13 protein-coding genes are annotated in these 14,820 nt (G+C 49.0%); 12 read left to right on the top strand and 1 reads right to left on the bottom strand.

Annotation, left to right across the window (positions count from 1 at the left end; translation table 11 throughout):
* Nucleotides 1–20: 20 nt before the first annotated feature.
* From ABIB50_RS09990 to ABIB50_RS09935, 12 genes are all read left to right on the top strand, one after another.
* Complete coding sequence (locus tag ABIB50_RS09990) at nucleotides 21–407, top strand: hypothetical protein (protein WP_429379471.1); 387 nt, start codon at nucleotides 21–23, stop codon at nucleotides 405–407.
* Nucleotides 397–5,922 (top strand): helicase-related protein, encoded by a 5,526-nt coding sequence (locus ABIB50_RS09985; protein ID WP_429379469.1) that lies wholly within the window; start codon nucleotides 397–399, stop codon nucleotides 5,920–5,922. The genes ABIB50_RS09990 and ABIB50_RS09985 overlap by 11 nt, the downstream gene beginning before the upstream one ends.
* A 25-nt stretch (nucleotides 5,923–5,947) precedes the next feature.
* A complete protein-coding gene (locus ABIB50_RS09980; protein WP_429379468.1) occupies nucleotides 5,948–6,436 on the top strand; it encodes a hypothetical protein in 489 nt (162 codons plus the stop codon).
* Between the two features lie 58 nt (nucleotides 6,437–6,494).
* Nucleotides 6,495–8,522, top strand: coding sequence for a type IV secretory system conjugative DNA transfer family protein (locus tag ABIB50_RS09975; protein ID WP_429379466.1), 2,028 nt, complete (start codon nucleotides 6,495–6,497; stop codon nucleotides 8,520–8,522).
* 36 nt (nucleotides 8,523–8,558) lie between these two features.
* Nucleotides 8,559–8,888, top strand: a complete 330-nt coding sequence (locus tag ABIB50_RS09970) for a hypothetical protein (protein ID WP_429379464.1) — start codon at nucleotides 8,559–8,561, stop codon at nucleotides 8,886–8,888.
* Nucleotides 8,889–9,001: 113 nt separating this feature from the next.
* Nucleotides 9,002–9,487: a M23 family metallopeptidase gene (locus ABIB50_RS09965; RefSeq protein ID WP_429379463.1), complete on the top strand. Its 486-nt coding sequence runs from the start codon at nucleotides 9,002–9,004 to the stop codon at nucleotides 9,485–9,487.
* 19 nt (nucleotides 9,488–9,506) lie between these two features.
* Nucleotides 9,507–9,674 carry a hypothetical protein gene (locus ABIB50_RS09960; protein WP_429379461.1) on the top strand — a complete coding sequence of 56 codons (168 nt, stop codon included), beginning with the start codon at nucleotides 9,507–9,509 and terminating at the stop codon, nucleotides 9,672–9,674.
* Nucleotides 9,667–10,905 (top strand): ArdC family protein, encoded by a 1,239-nt coding sequence (locus ABIB50_RS09955; RefSeq protein WP_429379459.1) that lies wholly within the window; start codon nucleotides 9,667–9,669, stop codon nucleotides 10,903–10,905. Before ABIB50_RS09960 ends, ABIB50_RS09955 begins: the two co-directional genes overlap by 8 nt.
* 18 nt (nucleotides 10,906–10,923) lie before the next feature.
* Nucleotides 10,924–11,724, top strand: a complete 801-nt coding sequence (locus ABIB50_RS09950) for a DUF4099 domain-containing protein (RefSeq protein ID WP_429379457.1) — start codon at nucleotides 10,924–10,926, stop codon at nucleotides 11,722–11,724.
* Entirely contained in the window at nucleotides 11,721–12,353 is a 633-nt protein-coding gene (locus ABIB50_RS09945; RefSeq protein ID WP_429379456.1) for a hypothetical protein, read from the top strand. Before ABIB50_RS09950 ends, ABIB50_RS09945 begins: the two co-directional genes overlap by 4 nt.
* A gap of 11 nt (nucleotides 12,354–12,364) precedes the next feature.
* The gene (locus ABIB50_RS09940) at nucleotides 12,365–12,817 is read left to right on the top strand and encodes a PH domain-containing protein (RefSeq protein WP_429379454.1); all 453 of its coding nucleotides are present in this window, start codon (nucleotides 12,365–12,367) and stop codon (nucleotides 12,815–12,817) included.
* Nucleotides 12,818–13,199: 382 nt separating this feature from the next.
* On the top strand, nucleotides 13,200–14,222 hold the full coding sequence (locus tag ABIB50_RS09935; RefSeq protein ID WP_429379452.1) for a HEAT repeat domain-containing protein: 1,023 nt from the start codon (nucleotides 13,200–13,202) through the stop codon (nucleotides 14,220–14,222).
* 294 nt (nucleotides 14,223–14,516) lie between these two features.
* On the opposite strand, the gene ABIB50_RS09930 is transcribed toward ABIB50_RS09935, so the two are convergent.
* Nucleotides 14,517–14,663 (bottom strand): hypothetical protein, encoded by a 147-nt coding sequence (locus ABIB50_RS09930; RefSeq protein WP_429379450.1) that lies wholly within the window; start codon nucleotides 14,661–14,663, stop codon nucleotides 14,517–14,519.
* Between the last annotated feature and the right edge of the window lie 157 nt (nucleotides 14,664–14,820).

Raw genomic sequence — 14,820 nt, 5'->3', positions numbered from 1 at the left:
CAACATTTAATTAAAATCCTATGGAGACCGATATCAAAAAACGCCATCACCGGCTTTTGCAGCTGGACCCGGAGCTCTATATGCGATTACAGGATGAAAGAAGACTGGAGGTGTATTTCGATAGCTTTTTTTATGCCGGTACCCAGGACGAGTTGCTTGACGGCGATTACCCAGAAACACGCTACGATTATATAGCCGCTGTTTTGGAAGAAGAATTTCCGGCAGTCTACCTTTTATTCAGTGAGGCCGGCATTCTGCGATATGAACTCATCAATCTTGCTGCTGCCTGCGCTGAAGATTTGGGAAAATACGGTTTCCCGGCAGACCCGGAAAATCGCCTGCTGCGCTACGAAGTAACGGGCAGCATCGACGAATACCTGAAAGGAGGCCCGCAAAATGGCGTTTAATACAGCACAAAAACTGGCCGGTAATATAGAGGCGATCCGCATCGCCCTTGACTGGGACGGCAAGCGCAAACTGGAACAGGCGGAGATCGATGCCCTGAAAAACTACGCTGGCTTTGGCGGCATCAAGGCCATCCTTTTCCCGGAAGGCGATCAGTCGGAATGGCGGAAACGCAATGCTTCCGAAGCGGACCTGCGGTTATATCCGAAAGTAATGGAGCTGCATAGCTTGCTGAAAGAAAAGCTTACTGAACGGGAGTATAAAAAGGCATTGGATTCCCTGCGACACAGCGTACTGACCGCGTTTTATACCCCGGCACTCGTGCCCGAAGCAGTATATACAGGTCTTGCCGACCAGGACATTCGGCCAAAGAGGGTTTACGAACCGAGCTCCGGGGCAGGTATCTTTATTACCGAAGCGCTGCAGTTCTTTCCCGACCTGGAAAGCATAACCGCGGTCGAAAAAGACCTTTTGACCGGGAAAATATTAACAGCGCTGGCCAGTAGTTTTCCGGTCCCAACGAAGGTACACATCTGCGGATTGGAACAAACCCCGGCAACCGAAAAAGGGCAATATGACCTGGTGATCAGCAATATTCCCTTTGGTAATTTTTCGGTGTTTGACCCGGCTTATTCCAGCGACGGGATTGCCAGTCGTATCCATAACTATTTTTTTGCCAAGGGGCTGGAAAAACTGGGACATGGCGGATTGATGGCCTATCTCACAACAGATGCCTTTCTCAACAGCCCGGCCAATGAACTGGCCCGCAAACTGGTGTTTACTTCAGCGGATTTTATCAGCCTTTCGCTGCTGCCGGATAACCTGATAAAAGACAGTGGCGGCGTGGAGGCGCCGAGCCACCTGCTGGTCGTTCAGAAAAACGACCATAAGGAAAGCCTGACCGAAGCGGAAGAATTGCTCATCGGGACCGTGGATTTTCAGAACGAACATGGCAGCTACTACCTCAATGCCTATGCCGCACGCCATGACGAACTGATCCTGGCCGATGAGGTCGGCGAAGGCACCAACCAGTACGGCAAGCCGGCCCGTGTGACCTGGCACAATGGCGACCTTAAGGATCTTTTCAATGCTTTCGCTGAGCAGATCGCGGAGGGCATTGATGCGCGTATGGACACTGGCCGCTTTACTAATTTACAGGCCGACTGGCAGTTCGCAAAGGGACAGCAATCAGCTGCCGTAGTTACCGCAGGCGGCAGTGCTTCCTTGTTTACATTCCTATCGGTTCCTGAAGCGAAGAAGTCCACAGCCGCCGGTCAGCTTGGCCTGTTTGAAACCGCCCCGGCAGCGAATAACGACCGTGCCCATGCCTACCTGTCCGAAACCGATCCGGCAGTAGTGGATACTGCAACGGTAAGGTTGATCAGCACGATTCGTACTACGGAGCGTCCTGATCATGAATCGATCGTATTACTCACGGCCCGCGCAAAATCCGGCAGCCGCTACCTGTATAAACTATTCAGTAATGTCGCCCAAGTCCGTTTTCAAAACAAATGGCTCAGCGGCAATGTACTGGCCAATGACCTGAAGGCCCTGACGCATCGTTTAAAATCATTCGGACATAATTACCGCTATGAAGGTGACCGGAGTTTGGAAGCCAGCTTCGGGTTGATGCCGGACCGGCCGAAAGCGTTTACGCGGCTGATGCCCTTCTATGCTAAGGATACCTTAGTCATGCACCAGGAAAAAGCAGGCCTGATCGGTACGCCAAGGGACGGCGAGGCGGCATTTTATCCTTTTGACGAACAACGGGACCGCGCTTTTTACCGGGATTATATCCCGTTGAGGGACACCTATTTTGAACTGTTCGTATTGGAGTCGGAAACGCTAAAGGAACAAAAGGAGTTACGCGAAAAGCTTAATTTTCATTACCAGCATTTTTTGACCGCTTATGGGGAGCTGAACAAAACACTGAACCGTTCGCGGATACTGAACGATCCGGCCTTTGGTTTTATTATCCTTTCCTCACTGGAGCGCCGTGAAAACGAAGCCTGGCTGCGGTCGGATATTTTTAACGGCCCATTGTTTCCCAAACAGGAAGCCTTTAAAACCGATGACCCGGCTGAGGCGCTGGCGCGCTGCCTGAACGATAAGGGTTATGTGGATCTTGGTTATATCGCTATGGCCACCGGCCTGTCGAAGAATGAAGTGATCCGGGGGCTGGAAAAAAACATCCTGCTTAACCCGGAAAAAAAAGAATGGGAAACCAGCGACCGCTACCTTTCCGGTAATGTCGTCGCCAAACTGGAGGCGGCCGAGACCATCGCACGCGACGAACCGGAGAACCTACAGGTGGCGCGCAGCCTTGCAGCTATCCGCCGGGTGCAGCCGGAGCCGATCCTTTTCGAGGAACTCGATTTTAACCTTGGGGAGCGCTGGATCCCTATTGATTACTACCAGCGATTTGCGAGCAAACTTTTCGAGGTCAATACTAAGGTGGAATATTTTCCTTCCATGGACACTTTCAAGGTCAGCTATGCCCACGGGAATACAATCACTGACGGCGAGTTTTCGGTCATGCCCAAATCCGGCCGCAGGATGAACGGGCATAGCTTGCTGGAACGCGCGATGGAAAATACCTCGCCGACCTTTTCCTATGAGGAAGGTAAAAAACCCGATACGGTACGGGTGCCGGACAATGAGGCCACCCAACTGGCGCACCAGAAGATCGAAACGATCCGCGAACGTTTCCTTGGCTGGCTGAAAGACTTGCCGGACGCGGAAAAGAAGGAGCTGCAAAAATTGTATAATGACACGTTCAACTGTTTTGCGCTACGTGAATATGATGGCAGCCACCTGACCTTCCCCGGCCTTGACCGGAAGGCGCTGAAGATCGACGACTTGTACGATTCGCAGAAAGATGCCGCCTGGCGCATTATCCAGGACAAGGGCGCGTTGGTCGATCATGAGGTCGGTAACGGCAAAACCCTGATCATGGTCGTTGCCTCACATGAGATGAAGCGCCTCGGAATTGTTCATAAACCGGTCATCCTGGCCATGAAGGCCAACGTAATGCAGATCGCAGAAACCTACCGCAAAGCCTATCCGAATGCCCGGGTACTCGCGCCGGACAAAGCAGATTTCGAGCCAGCCCGCCGCAAGCAGTTGTTTCACCGGATGAAAAATAACAACTGGGATTGCATTATTGTCAGCCATGACCAATTCTTTAAGATCCCGCAATCACCACAAATCCAGCGGGAAATCTTACAGGAAGAGCTGGACAATGTCGTCCGCGACCTGGCGACACTGGAGGCATCCGGCGTGGAGATCACCCGCAAAATGCTCAAAGGCTTACAGATCAGGCAGGAGAACCTGGAAAGCAGGCTCAAAGAACTGATGTACATCATCGAAAATAAAAAAGATGACGGTCTTCATTTTGAAAGCATAGGACTCGATCATCTTTTCGTAGACGAATCCCATATTTTCAAGAACCTGCTGTTTACCACCCGGCATAGCCGTGTAGGTGGCCTGGGAAATCCTACCGGCAGCCAGCGGGCACTGAACATGCTGTTCGCGATCCGTACGCTACAGCAAAGATCCCAAAGCGACCTTTGCGCGACCTTTTTATCCGGTACGCCGATCTCTAACAGCCTGACGGAAATGTACCTGATCTTTAAATACCTGCGGCCGAATGAACTGCGTCGGCAGCGCATCGAGAACTTTGACGGTTGGGCGGCGGTATTCGCCAAGAAGACCACTGACTTTGAGTTCTCCGTGACGAACGAGATCATCCCCAAAGAGCGCTTTCGACATTTTATTAAAGTGCCGGAACTGGTGCGCTTTTACAACGAGATCGCCGACTATAAGACCGCGAGAGATGTGAATTTGGACAGGCCCGAATTGAACGAACAACTCGTATTGATCCAGCCCACACCGGACCACATCGAATACATCGGCAAGCTGATGGAATTCGCCCGCACAGGAGATGCTACCTTACTGGGCCGCCCGCCGTTGACTGCTGATGAAGACAGTGCCCGGATGCTGATCGCTACCAATTACGCCAAAAAAATGGCGGTTGACTTGCGGCTGATTGATGAGGACAAATACGGCGACCATCCAGACAGCAAGCTGAATGTATGTGCCCGTAAAGTCGTAGAGATCTATCATGATAGCCAGGAACACCGGGGTACGCAGCTGATCTTTTGTGATATCGGGACACCCAAACCCGATGAGTTCAATGTTTATGATGCCCTGAAGGAGAAACTCATCCGTGATTTTGGCCTACCTGCAAATGAGATCTCCTTCATTCATGACTGGCCTGACGGGAAACGTAAGCAAATGTTCGAGCTGATGAACAGCGGCACGATCAGAATTATGTTAGGCAGCACTGAAAAGCTGGGCACCGGTAATAATGTACAGGAACGCGTGGTAGCGATCCATGATCTCGACATCCCCTGGCGTCCTTCGGACCTTAGCCAACGCGGGGGTCGTGGCGCCAGGCCCGGTAACTGGCTGGCCAAGCAGTTCTTTGACAACACGGTGCAACGCTATATCTATGCGATGGAACGTTCCCTCGACAATTACAAATTCAATTTGTTGAAGAACAAGCAAACGTTTATCAGCCAGATGAAAAACAACCAGTACAGTCTGCGGACATTGGATGAGGGCGCGCTGGACGAGCAGAACGGGATGAATTTTTCGGAATACATCGCGGTTTTGTCGGGCGACACCTCGCTGCTGGAAAAGACCAGGCTGGAGAAAAAGGTCACTGCCCTGGAAGGCTCCCGGGCCGCGCATAACAAAGATGCCGGCCGGGCGCGGCAGCGGTTGGAAGTACTGGAAAGCGACAAGCTGAAGACCACTGCCACCCTTGATAAACTGATCCTGGATGAAGCGGCTTATAAAAACGTGCTGCGCCTGAATGAGGACGGTACCAAATATAACCCGATCCAGCTTGAAGCGCTGGCCTCAGCTGATGCGGAGGAAATAGGCCGGCACCTGACCGGTCTATACCGTGATTGGGAACCGGGTAAGGGTGAAGCCGAAGAAAAGCGGGTCGGCACACTATATGGTTTCGACCTCTACATTCGCCAGCAACGGGAAGGTTATGAACAGGACGGTATGCTGCTTTACCGTTACCAGAACAACCTTTATGCGGAAAGTCCCGCCTCGGGTATCAAATACCGCTATAATAACGGGCACCCGAATACGGATAATCCCAAACTGGCGGCCCGCTATTTTATCAGCGCCATAGACCGGGTAGGCAACCTGCGTGAAAAATACGAGCGCGAATTGCGGGAGATCAATCAGGAACTGCCCAAAGTACTGGAACGTTCGCAGCAATCCTTTGAAAAGGAGGCGGAGCTGGCCGAATTGAAAGCTGAATTGACACTGCTGGAACAAAAGATCGCCGGTCGCATCCGTGAAGCCCAACAGGCAACGGTGATAGCTATTCCAGGAGAACCCGTTGAAAACACGGAAGTAATGCCGGTGCTGGCTCATACCGAAATAGCTGAACTCATCGAATTTGCAGACCGTAAGCCGGGATTCCGGCGCTAAATTTCTTTTTTAATTGCTTTTTCTTATGGTAATTTTTGAACATTTCAAGTGCCCATTGCACCGCTATACTTTCTCTGTTACGCCCGTCAGGCATTGGGTGGAACGGCATGGCGAGGGCCGCGTATTGAACCTCTTCGCGGGCCCGACGGCTTTGGCTTTAGATGAAACCCGCAATGATCTCGACCCGGAGATGCCTGCCGACTACCACTTGGACGCACTGGAACTGTTACGGGGCTGGCAGGGAGAGCCATTTCACACTATCTTGCTTGATCCGCCTTATGCTTATAGAAAGAGCATGGAGCTTTATAAAGGCTTGGTGTGCAGTCCTTTCAGGCAATTAAAAGATGAACTGCCCCGTTGTCTTTACCCAGGTGGTAAAGTGATCACCTTCGGTTACCACTCCATCTTTATGGGCGCGGGCCGTCAATTCGGTCTGGAAAAGGTCGCGCTTTTTAGTCATGGCGGTGCCATTCACGATACCATCTCCACAATAGAACGGTATCGCCCCCGATAAATTTTTCCGCTTAGCTGAACCCGGTTCATCACTATTTTCTCACCTCAAAAATTAAATTATGGAAGAAACCCGTGAGCAGCAGAAACTGCATGGTTTCCTGCAATGTACGATCTATATCATGGTCGCCTTAGAAGCGGCCATTTTTGTTTACATCCGCGCGCCGATGTGGTCACTTGTCCGTCACGCGCTCGTCAAGATCAGCCTGATCCCCATTTATCAGAACCTGGTTTATAGTAAGCTGGCTACCTTGCTGCTCATCTGCCTGGTCAGCGTGGGTACGCTGGCTAAAAAAAAACAGGATCTTGACCCAAAGAACCATATCGTTTATCCCCTGGCCCTTGGTTTCCTTTTATTTTTTGGCTGCTTGTGGTTTTATAACCGCCCCTCGGCATTGGTCTTTGCCTATACCAGTTGGTATGATCTCGCTTATATCTTTTGCTCTTTCAGTGGCGCGCTGCTGATCAGTATCGCGATGGATAATATTTCCAAGATCATCCGCTCCGGTCTGGGAAAGGATATCTGGAACGTCGAAGGGGAAAGCTTTATGCAGCCCGTAAAGCGCATCGATACGCCTTATTCGGTCAACATCCCGATGCAGTTCTATTACAAAGGAAAAGTTTGGAACGGCTGGATCAATATCTGTAATCCTATGCGCGCGACGATCCTGATCGGTACGCCAGGTTCCGGTAAGAGCTTTGGGGTCGTTAACCCATTTATCCGGCAACTGATCGCCAAGGAATTTTGCGCCTGTGTATATGACTATAAGCACCCGGACTTAGGCAAGATCGCTTATTACCATTACTTGCTGGCCAAGCAAAACGGCAAATGCAAGAACCACCGCTTTCATGTGATCAACCTTACGCAAGTGGAAAAAAGCCGTCGTATCAATCCCTGGCGCAGTGATTATATGGCCACCCTGGCAGAAGCGTCGGAAAGCGCAGAAGGATTGGTAGAAGCGTTAAAAAAAGGTGATAAATCAGGCGGCAGCGACCAGTTCTTTACACAATCGGCGATCAACTTCTTAGCGGCCTGTGTTTATTTCTTTAGCAAGTATGAAGGCGGTAAATATTCCAGCCTGCCGCATGTTTTGTCTTTTTTGAACCAATCCTACGAAGATATTTTTCGTACGCTCTTTACGGAGCAGGAACTGGTTTCCCTGCTGTCGCCCTTTAAAAGTGCTTTCCTGGCCAAGGCTTTTGATCAATTAGAGGGCCAGGTCGGAACGTTAAAAATCTTTATTTCCCGCCTGGCGACCAAAGAATCTTATTGGGTATTTTCGGGCGATGATTTTAACCTGAAGATCTCGGATATGGAAACGCCGGGGATCGTGGTCCTCGCTAATGATCCGAATACGCAGAATATCAATTCGGCCTGTTACTCCGTAGTACTTAACCGCCTTACCAAACTGATCAATAACAAGGGTAACCTGCCTTCGGCTTTAATCATTGATGAGGTACCGACTTTATACGTTCACAAGGTTGAGAACTTGATCGCGGTAGCGAGGTCAAACAAGGTCAGTATTTTACTCGGTTTGCAGGAACTGCCGCAGTTTCAACAACAATATGGGAAAGATACGGCCAGTACGATCACCGCAGTAACCGGTAACGTACTCTCAGGTTCGGTGCGCAACAAAGAAACTTTGGACTGGCTGGAAAAGCTTTTCGGCCGGAACAAGCAGATCGGAGAAAGCCTGTCCATTGACCGGAACAAAACCTCCACCTCGCTAAACGAAAAACTCGAATCATTGATCCCGGCGGGAAAGATCGCCTCTCTGAATACAGGCGAAATGGTTGGCCTGATCGCCCAGGATGTACAGGATACCTATACCGGTAAGTTCGAAACCTCCGCGGTTAATTGTAAGATCAACCTTGATCGGAAAGAGATCGAGCGCGAGGAAGCAGGCTACCGGGACCTGCCCAATTTTTACGACTTCGGCGGCAACAAAGACCAGATCCTTCGGGAGAACTTCCTGCGGATCAACCGGGAGGTGGAATCGATCATCAAAAATTTCGCGCCCGCCACGCCGGTAACCATGGAAACACCGGAACCATCTGCCGCGACCGTGCAAAAGGCTTCCATGAGGTAGACCATCAATTATAATTAACCTTTAAATTTTTAGCATATGGATGATTTAACTGGCACCCTTGTGTTGGTGCACCCGCAACTACCGTCCGACCCAGCCAGTCGGCAGGGCCAGATCGGGATGATCACTTCCGCCGATTTGGTGCGTGATGATGTCTTTGTCAGTTTTGGCAAAGGCGAACAAGCACTTTATGCGACCAATGCGCTGCTAGTGCTCAAAGAACCGGATAAGCTTTACCGTGAACTGATCTCAAATTTCAAAGAACTGGAAAAGAATAATTTCAAAACACTTTTCCAGATCAACCTGCTCCAGCAGCACAGTACCTCCAAGCAGATCAAAACAGGAATGGAGCTGGCACTCGGCAATTAGACCGTGCTTAAACATGCCATGACCACTTTAGACGAAAAGCTTGGATTAAAGCGCACCGCACCGCAGGAATTAGACATTGAACAAGCTCCGGTTCATAAGATCGGCCGCTGATCATGCGCCGCTTTTTATTATGGCTTGCAGTTGTCTATGCACCACTATTCGCCAGGGGACAGCCCGCCGGGTATGCTGACATCAGCCTGCCGCTCAACCGCCTGCACCTTAACTCCGCCTTTGGCTACCGTGTTCACCCGTTGAGGGGAAACTGGAAATTCCATGCCGGCATTGACCTGGCCGCAAAGCAGGATACGGTTTATGCCGTGCTGCCGGGAACGGTCACCTTTGCCGGTTATGATCCGGGGCTAGGACTCCATGTTATCCTTAAGCATGATGGGAACCTTGAAACCATTTATGGCCACTTGTCCCAATTTTGGGTACTTCCAAGCGATACCATCGAGGCTGCTGGGGCACTCGGGCTGACCGGTCAAACCGGGCAGGTGACTGGCGAGCACCTGCACTTCGCTGTCAAATACAACCACCATTTTATCAACCCGCTGGCTTTTCTCCGCGCTTTATTTACGGAGAAAGGCCCGCCATTATAATCCATTAACGCATTTCATCATGAATAGCACAGTAGAAATTTCACTGACCAGGAAACTCCGCGAGCTCATCGGCTTGCAGGAGATCTTCCTGACCGCAGAAGAAGCGGACCTGTATGACCTGCAGGGCACCGACCTGCTTGAACCCGATTTTTTAACCGTAGAAAAAGGAGAATACGACCATGAGTAAATTTAAAGCATTACACGAGCAAGTGGCTGAAAAGCTGGTCGACGCATTAAAAGCCGGCACCTCACCCTTTCAGAAACCCTGGACCGATGATCATTCCGCGGGTTTTATGACGCCGCTTAACCCGACCACCGGTAACAATTACCGCGGCATGAACGCCCTTTGGCTAGCTATGCAGGAACGCGAGGACCCCCGCTGGATGACCCTGAAACAAGCTTCGTATAACAAATGGACCGTGGAAAAGGGCGCTAAAGCGACGCTGATCAATTTCGTCAAAACCACCGAACTGCAGCCCGTACTCGATGGGAAGGGCGAAAAAGTGCTCGGCGAGAACGGTAAACCCAAAATGCATAGCGTCAGGCTCGAAAAACCCATCATTACCAATGCCTGGGTATTTAACGGCCAACAGATCAAAGGTATTCCTGAATGGAAAGAAGCCTACGATGCCAAACAGGCTCAGCAGCAATGGTCGCCCATTGAAAAAGCCGAGCAGATCGTTGCGGCCAGCAAGGCCACCATCAAACACGGTGGTAATGAGGCTTACTATAACCTGACCAAGGATCTCATCCAGCTGCCTAAAAAGGAACAGTTCGATTCTGCCGCCAAATATTACGCGACGCTTTTGCATGAGATCGGTCACTGGACCGGCGCTGAAAGCCGCCTGAAGCGCCCGATGGAAGGCAAGTTCGGCTCTGAGGACTATGCCCGCGAGGAACTGCGTGCGGAGATAGCCTCGCTTATGATCGGCAGCGAGATCAATATCGGCCATAACTTCGGGCAGCATGCGGCCTATGTCGATTCCTGGATTAAGATCTTGCAGGACGAACCGTTTGAGTTGCATAAGGCCTCGGCTGATGCTCAAAAGATCTTTGATTATGTGCTGGATATCGAGAATAAGCGCGAGATCAAGCAGGATACGGCTGCCGCCAAAACGAATGAGAACGCGCTGAACAAAGGTGATGTGATCCCTTATAAAAATGCCGAGTACCGGGTGCTGGCCATTCTGAAAGGCAAGACCGCGCAAATGGTTGAATTGAATACCGGCAATAAATTTAAGCTTGGTCCGAAGGATGGTTTGTATACCTCACTGGTCAATGCCCGCAACAACCCGTTGGCCCAGTCTATCGGCCAGAACCATGATACCGGGCAGGTGACCGAAGAAAAGGTTGAGCAGGGCATGGCCATGGAAACGGCTGAACAGGGGGAAACCGTCAGTCGCGGAAGAAAACGTTAATTCAAATTCAAACCCATTATGATTCAGCAAATATTTAATGAAGAAGATCTTCCTATCGAAGAACTCGAAAGGATCGGCCTGGCCAAGGCCGGCAAATTATTACTCACCACCAGTGCCGTACAGGCACTGGTTTCCGGTAGGCGCACGGAAATGCTCCGTTTAAAAGACCTGTCGATGGATGGTTTCCAGATCGAGCAGCTTGATGCTAAACTATCTCTAAAGCAAAATGCAGAAGGAAAGCTGGACCTGTTGGTACACCCGATCTACCGCGAAGTTGAGTATCCGGAGTTCTTGACCGACACAGAAGCTGAAGAACTGCAAAAGGGACGGGCGGTGAACATCTGGAAGATGATCAAGGACAATGAAGGTAAACCAAAAGATATTTTGGTGGAATTTGACCCGGATACCCGGGAGTTCGTTATTACCGACACGGAAAAGATACTTGTGCCTGACATGGTCAATAACGAATACCTGTCGCCGGAACAAAAGGAAAAATACCGAAAGGGTAAACAGGTCGAGATTTCCGATGGTACCGTATTCCAGTTTTCAGCGACCGATGGCCAAGGGGTGCGCTCGAACAGGCTGGCACTGGTCGCTTCCCTGATCATTGATGGCGGTGTTTCCTACCTGCTTTACAAAGGCCTGCATACTTTATTTGGCAAAAAACCGGATGAAAAGGAACGCACCAGGATGAGCCCAGGTTATAAACAGGCGTTGGAAGACCTCCGTATTGAAAAGAGTACTAAGCAGGCTGTCCCGGATTATACGACCAAAGACGAATATTCCCGCGGTTATTCCCGTTCGGGAATGTCCCGATGATACATGCCTACCTGACCAAGTTGGGTGTGCCGGTAAAAGTGCAGGCTTATTTTGAGCCCTATTTTCGAACTGATGCTAACGGCGATCTCTTGTTTTCTTATGGGGACGCTGCTGAAAATTACGGTTTGGGCTTTCACAAGGTACCGCAAAGCGACGGACTTTGGCTCGCTGGGGACGTGGATGCGATAAATATAAGGCAGGTAATTATCGGGCATTCGGCAATGGACGCTATAGCGTTTCTATCCCTTCACACGCACACCTTCCTAAATTTTGACTATCTTTTGTTTGTAGCTACAGGCTCCGGACTGGATACAGGGCAGATTAATTATATCCGGGAAAATTTATCCTGCCGTTCATACGCGTTCATTTTTGGAAATGACCTGCTCGGACGTATCGCCGACCTTAAAGCAGCCACAGGTATCCGTCGGGTACCTGTAGCTGTTACGCTGCTGGAGAATGCACATTTGGAAGTAATATTTCGTAATCAGCAATTCTACTTTGATGAGAATAGTTTCAGCCTGAGTGCCTTTGAACGTTCGGCAGGATACCGCTTCGGGATCAGGACTTATAAGCCGTCTACCTGTCTTTCCTTCCTGGAAGAATTGACCGGCCGCTTTTTTAAAACTTAATCAATCATTTTATGAAAACTATTTTTGAATACCGGCCTTCGCCGATCTATGCCCTCCTGAAAGTCATGCCGCTGATATCGCTGGCCCTTTTAGTGCTGTTCGCCGTTAGCTATGGTGGGTCCGTCCTAATGGCAGCCGCACTTGCGTTAACATTGGTGGCTTGTTACCGTTATTTCTATATTTGGTCGGTCCGTTATATAGTGACCATGGACACCTTGCAGGTGACTACCGGGATTTGGAGTAAACGAACGGATAATACTGAGCTGTTCCGGATCAAGGATTACGTGATCAGTCGTCCTTTCTGGCTGCGGCTATTTGGCCTTATGCATCTCACGCTCGCAACCACGGATCAAACTAATAACATCATTAATTTAAAAGCCATTCCCTATGGCGATTTGCCCGATGTCTTACAGGATCTGATAAGAAGGGCCCGATTGAACAATCATATCATTGAGATCAGCTAACAAAAATTTGACAATAATTAAAATCCTAATTAATTTTAAAATCATGAGAGCAGCCTTTTTCCTGCTATTTGTTTTGATTCCCACAGGTGACCTTTTGCCGGGTTAACTATAATAATTCCCTACCTAATTTTTTAATCTCAACCGAAATATGGGCTTCGTTTTTGGGTAAAGTTCCCGGATCATAGCGGCAGATGTTGCTAATTTAAGCGTTTTATTAGTGATTGGTCAAAGTTGCTGATCACCAGTCATAAAAGTTGGTAAAATAAATTTCTAAGCATGTTTTGACAAGTAATCGTATTTTTGCCGGATCATCAAATCACTTTTACCTAATTAGTAACTATTATACATTTATCTATTAATAACTTACCTAAAGGAGAAAGATATGATTTACACGATGCATGATGTTATTAAAGCCATGTTAAAAGGTGGGAACATCGTAGAGCCTGTCGGCTTTGAAATGGATGAAGACCTATCAGCTTATGCTCGCTATATTCCTGGCCTTTGTGAACTACTGCGTAAAGATCGCAGCAGTTTTGAGCTCTATCAACCAGGCATTGTACTAATGCAGATCATGCCGAGAGAACCCGAACCCTTAGTAATCAATCTGCTGCTTAAACAACTATCTCATAACCGTGAGAACGGGGTTATAATTTTAAAAATATTAGCACAAATTTTTCTCCCGGAAACGACTGACCTTTCACCGATCCTGGAGGTAATGCAAGACGATTATTTCAAATACACGGCGGTCATGGCGTTACAAGGCAGCAACGCTCAGGAGGCTGAAAAGGCGGTACTGGCTTTGTTACGAGAAACGATCAGCCCGCAACGCGAGATAGCACAAATATTTTGTGAAACATTGGGTCAGATCGGAACCGTCTTATCGCTTCCGGTATTAATGGCAGTTTGTGCCGATTACACTGACGCGACTCAGCGCTCTTGTTGGATGGAAGCGATCGCCCATGTTGGGGAACGCTTGGGCATGCCCGCCGATATTCGCGTACAATTCGGCGACCCCACGTTTTGGAAATTAAAATGGCGAGGTAAGCCCGAACATTTCGCAGGTTTTATCGAATTCATAAGTATCTTTATGATTAATGGCGGCCAGGAAGAAAGTAGCGTTACCGATCAGGTTGGTGAAATTTTTATGCGGGAGATGGAAGTGGATATCTCGCCTTATCAAAGTTTTTTGGCTTTGCGCCTAAGCAGCCCACCCGATGGTATGCTGGAGGGACTCATACACATGAAAGAAAATCTGGAATGCCAGGTGTTACTAGATGCGGTGACAGAACATGCCTGCATTCTTCCGAGTGTGGAAACCATGGCTCAGGATATTTATTTTGAATTGATGAATGATTACCTAATGACACGTTTGCGAAGGCATTTTAGATTTGCTGCAAACGAATAAAAATAGCGGTTCTCAATAATAACCTGCAATTGTTCAAGCAGTAGTTCCGGTATTAAATAGGCCTTACATTTGCCGTAGCTCGAATCAGCGGAAAAATGGATATTACTGCCTGTTCCCGTCAATTTGTTTGCTATTTTCATATCTATCTGACCGTGTATATTTACTTTTAACACCTTGCTGGCCATAGCACTGCCGTCTTTCCTCTACCGGCTTACCTTTTGATTCGGAAAGCGCGATCTTTCGCCCATAAACATAGCACCGCCTCGATGTCTGCCTTTCCCTGGGCATCGTCATTCATCTCAACAAATCCATAACCCTTACTGATCCGTTTTCCTTGCCCATCAGCCTATTTAAAGAAACCACGCTACCAAACTGGTGTAATAGTTGGCTAAGTTCCACCTCGTCTATCTGGTGAGGGATATTGGCAATAAATAATTGCATAGCTTCCTAATTATATCCTAAGATCTAATTTAAATGCGTTAAAGCACAAATAGGGCTTAAGCGCTTTAATCTTTTATTTTGCCAAAGCCAATCCTTTGCCAGCGAAGGGCGACTAAATCCTCGGCAGTTATTTTATCATAATTATTTAAAGCAACTT

Origin of the sequence: Mucilaginibacter sp. UYCu711, assembly GCF_050433825.1 — a bacterium.
Taxonomy (GTDB): domain Bacteria; phylum Bacteroidota; class Bacteroidia; order Sphingobacteriales; family Sphingobacteriaceae; genus Mucilaginibacter.
Note: the sequence above shows the minus strand (reverse complement) of the source record. Positions and strands in the feature narration are given on the sequence as shown.

What these genes read in the sequence shown, in the direction of transcription:
- ABIB50_RS09985 (WP_429379469.1), top strand. Translation starts at nt 397, where the DNA reads ATGGCGTTTAATACAGCACAAAAACTGGCCGGTAATATAGAGGCGATC.
- ABIB50_RS09975 (WP_429379466.1), top strand. Translation starts at nt 6,495, where the DNA reads ATGGAAGAAACCCGTGAGCAGCAGAAACTGCATGGTTTCCTGCAATGT.
- ABIB50_RS09930 (WP_429379450.1), bottom strand. Translation starts at nt 14,663, where the DNA reads ATGCAATTATTTATTGCCAATATCCCTCACCAGATAGACGAGGTGGAA.
- ABIB50_RS09980 (WP_429379468.1), top strand. Translation starts at nt 5,948, where the DNA reads ATGGTAATTTTTGAACATTTCAAGTGCCCATTGCACCGCTATACTTTC.
- ABIB50_RS09935 (WP_429379452.1), top strand. Translation starts at nt 13,200, where the DNA reads ATGATTTACACGATGCATGATGTTATTAAAGCCATGTTAAAAGGTGGG.
- ABIB50_RS09960 (WP_429379461.1), top strand. Translation starts at nt 9,507, where the DNA reads ATGAATAGCACAGTAGAAATTTCACTGACCAGGAAACTCCGCGAGCTC.
- ABIB50_RS09945 (WP_429379456.1), top strand. Translation starts at nt 11,721, where the DNA reads ATGATACATGCCTACCTGACCAAGTTGGGTGTGCCGGTAAAAGTGCAG.
- ABIB50_RS09940 (WP_429379454.1), top strand. Translation starts at nt 12,365, where the DNA reads ATGAAAACTATTTTTGAATACCGGCCTTCGCCGATCTATGCCCTCCTG.
- ABIB50_RS09950 (WP_429379457.1), top strand. Translation starts at nt 10,924, where the DNA reads ATGATTCAGCAAATATTTAATGAAGAAGATCTTCCTATCGAAGAACTC.
- ABIB50_RS09955 (WP_429379459.1), top strand. Translation starts at nt 9,667, where the DNA reads ATGAGTAAATTTAAAGCATTACACGAGCAAGTGGCTGAAAAGCTGGTC.
- ABIB50_RS09990 (WP_429379471.1), top strand. Translation starts at nt 21, where the DNA reads ATGGAGACCGATATCAAAAAACGCCATCACCGGCTTTTGCAGCTGGAC.
- ABIB50_RS09970 (WP_429379464.1), top strand. Translation starts at nt 8,559, where the DNA reads ATGGATGATTTAACTGGCACCCTTGTGTTGGTGCACCCGCAACTACCG.
- ABIB50_RS09965 (WP_429379463.1), top strand. Translation starts at nt 9,002, where the DNA reads ATGCGCCGCTTTTTATTATGGCTTGCAGTTGTCTATGCACCACTATTC.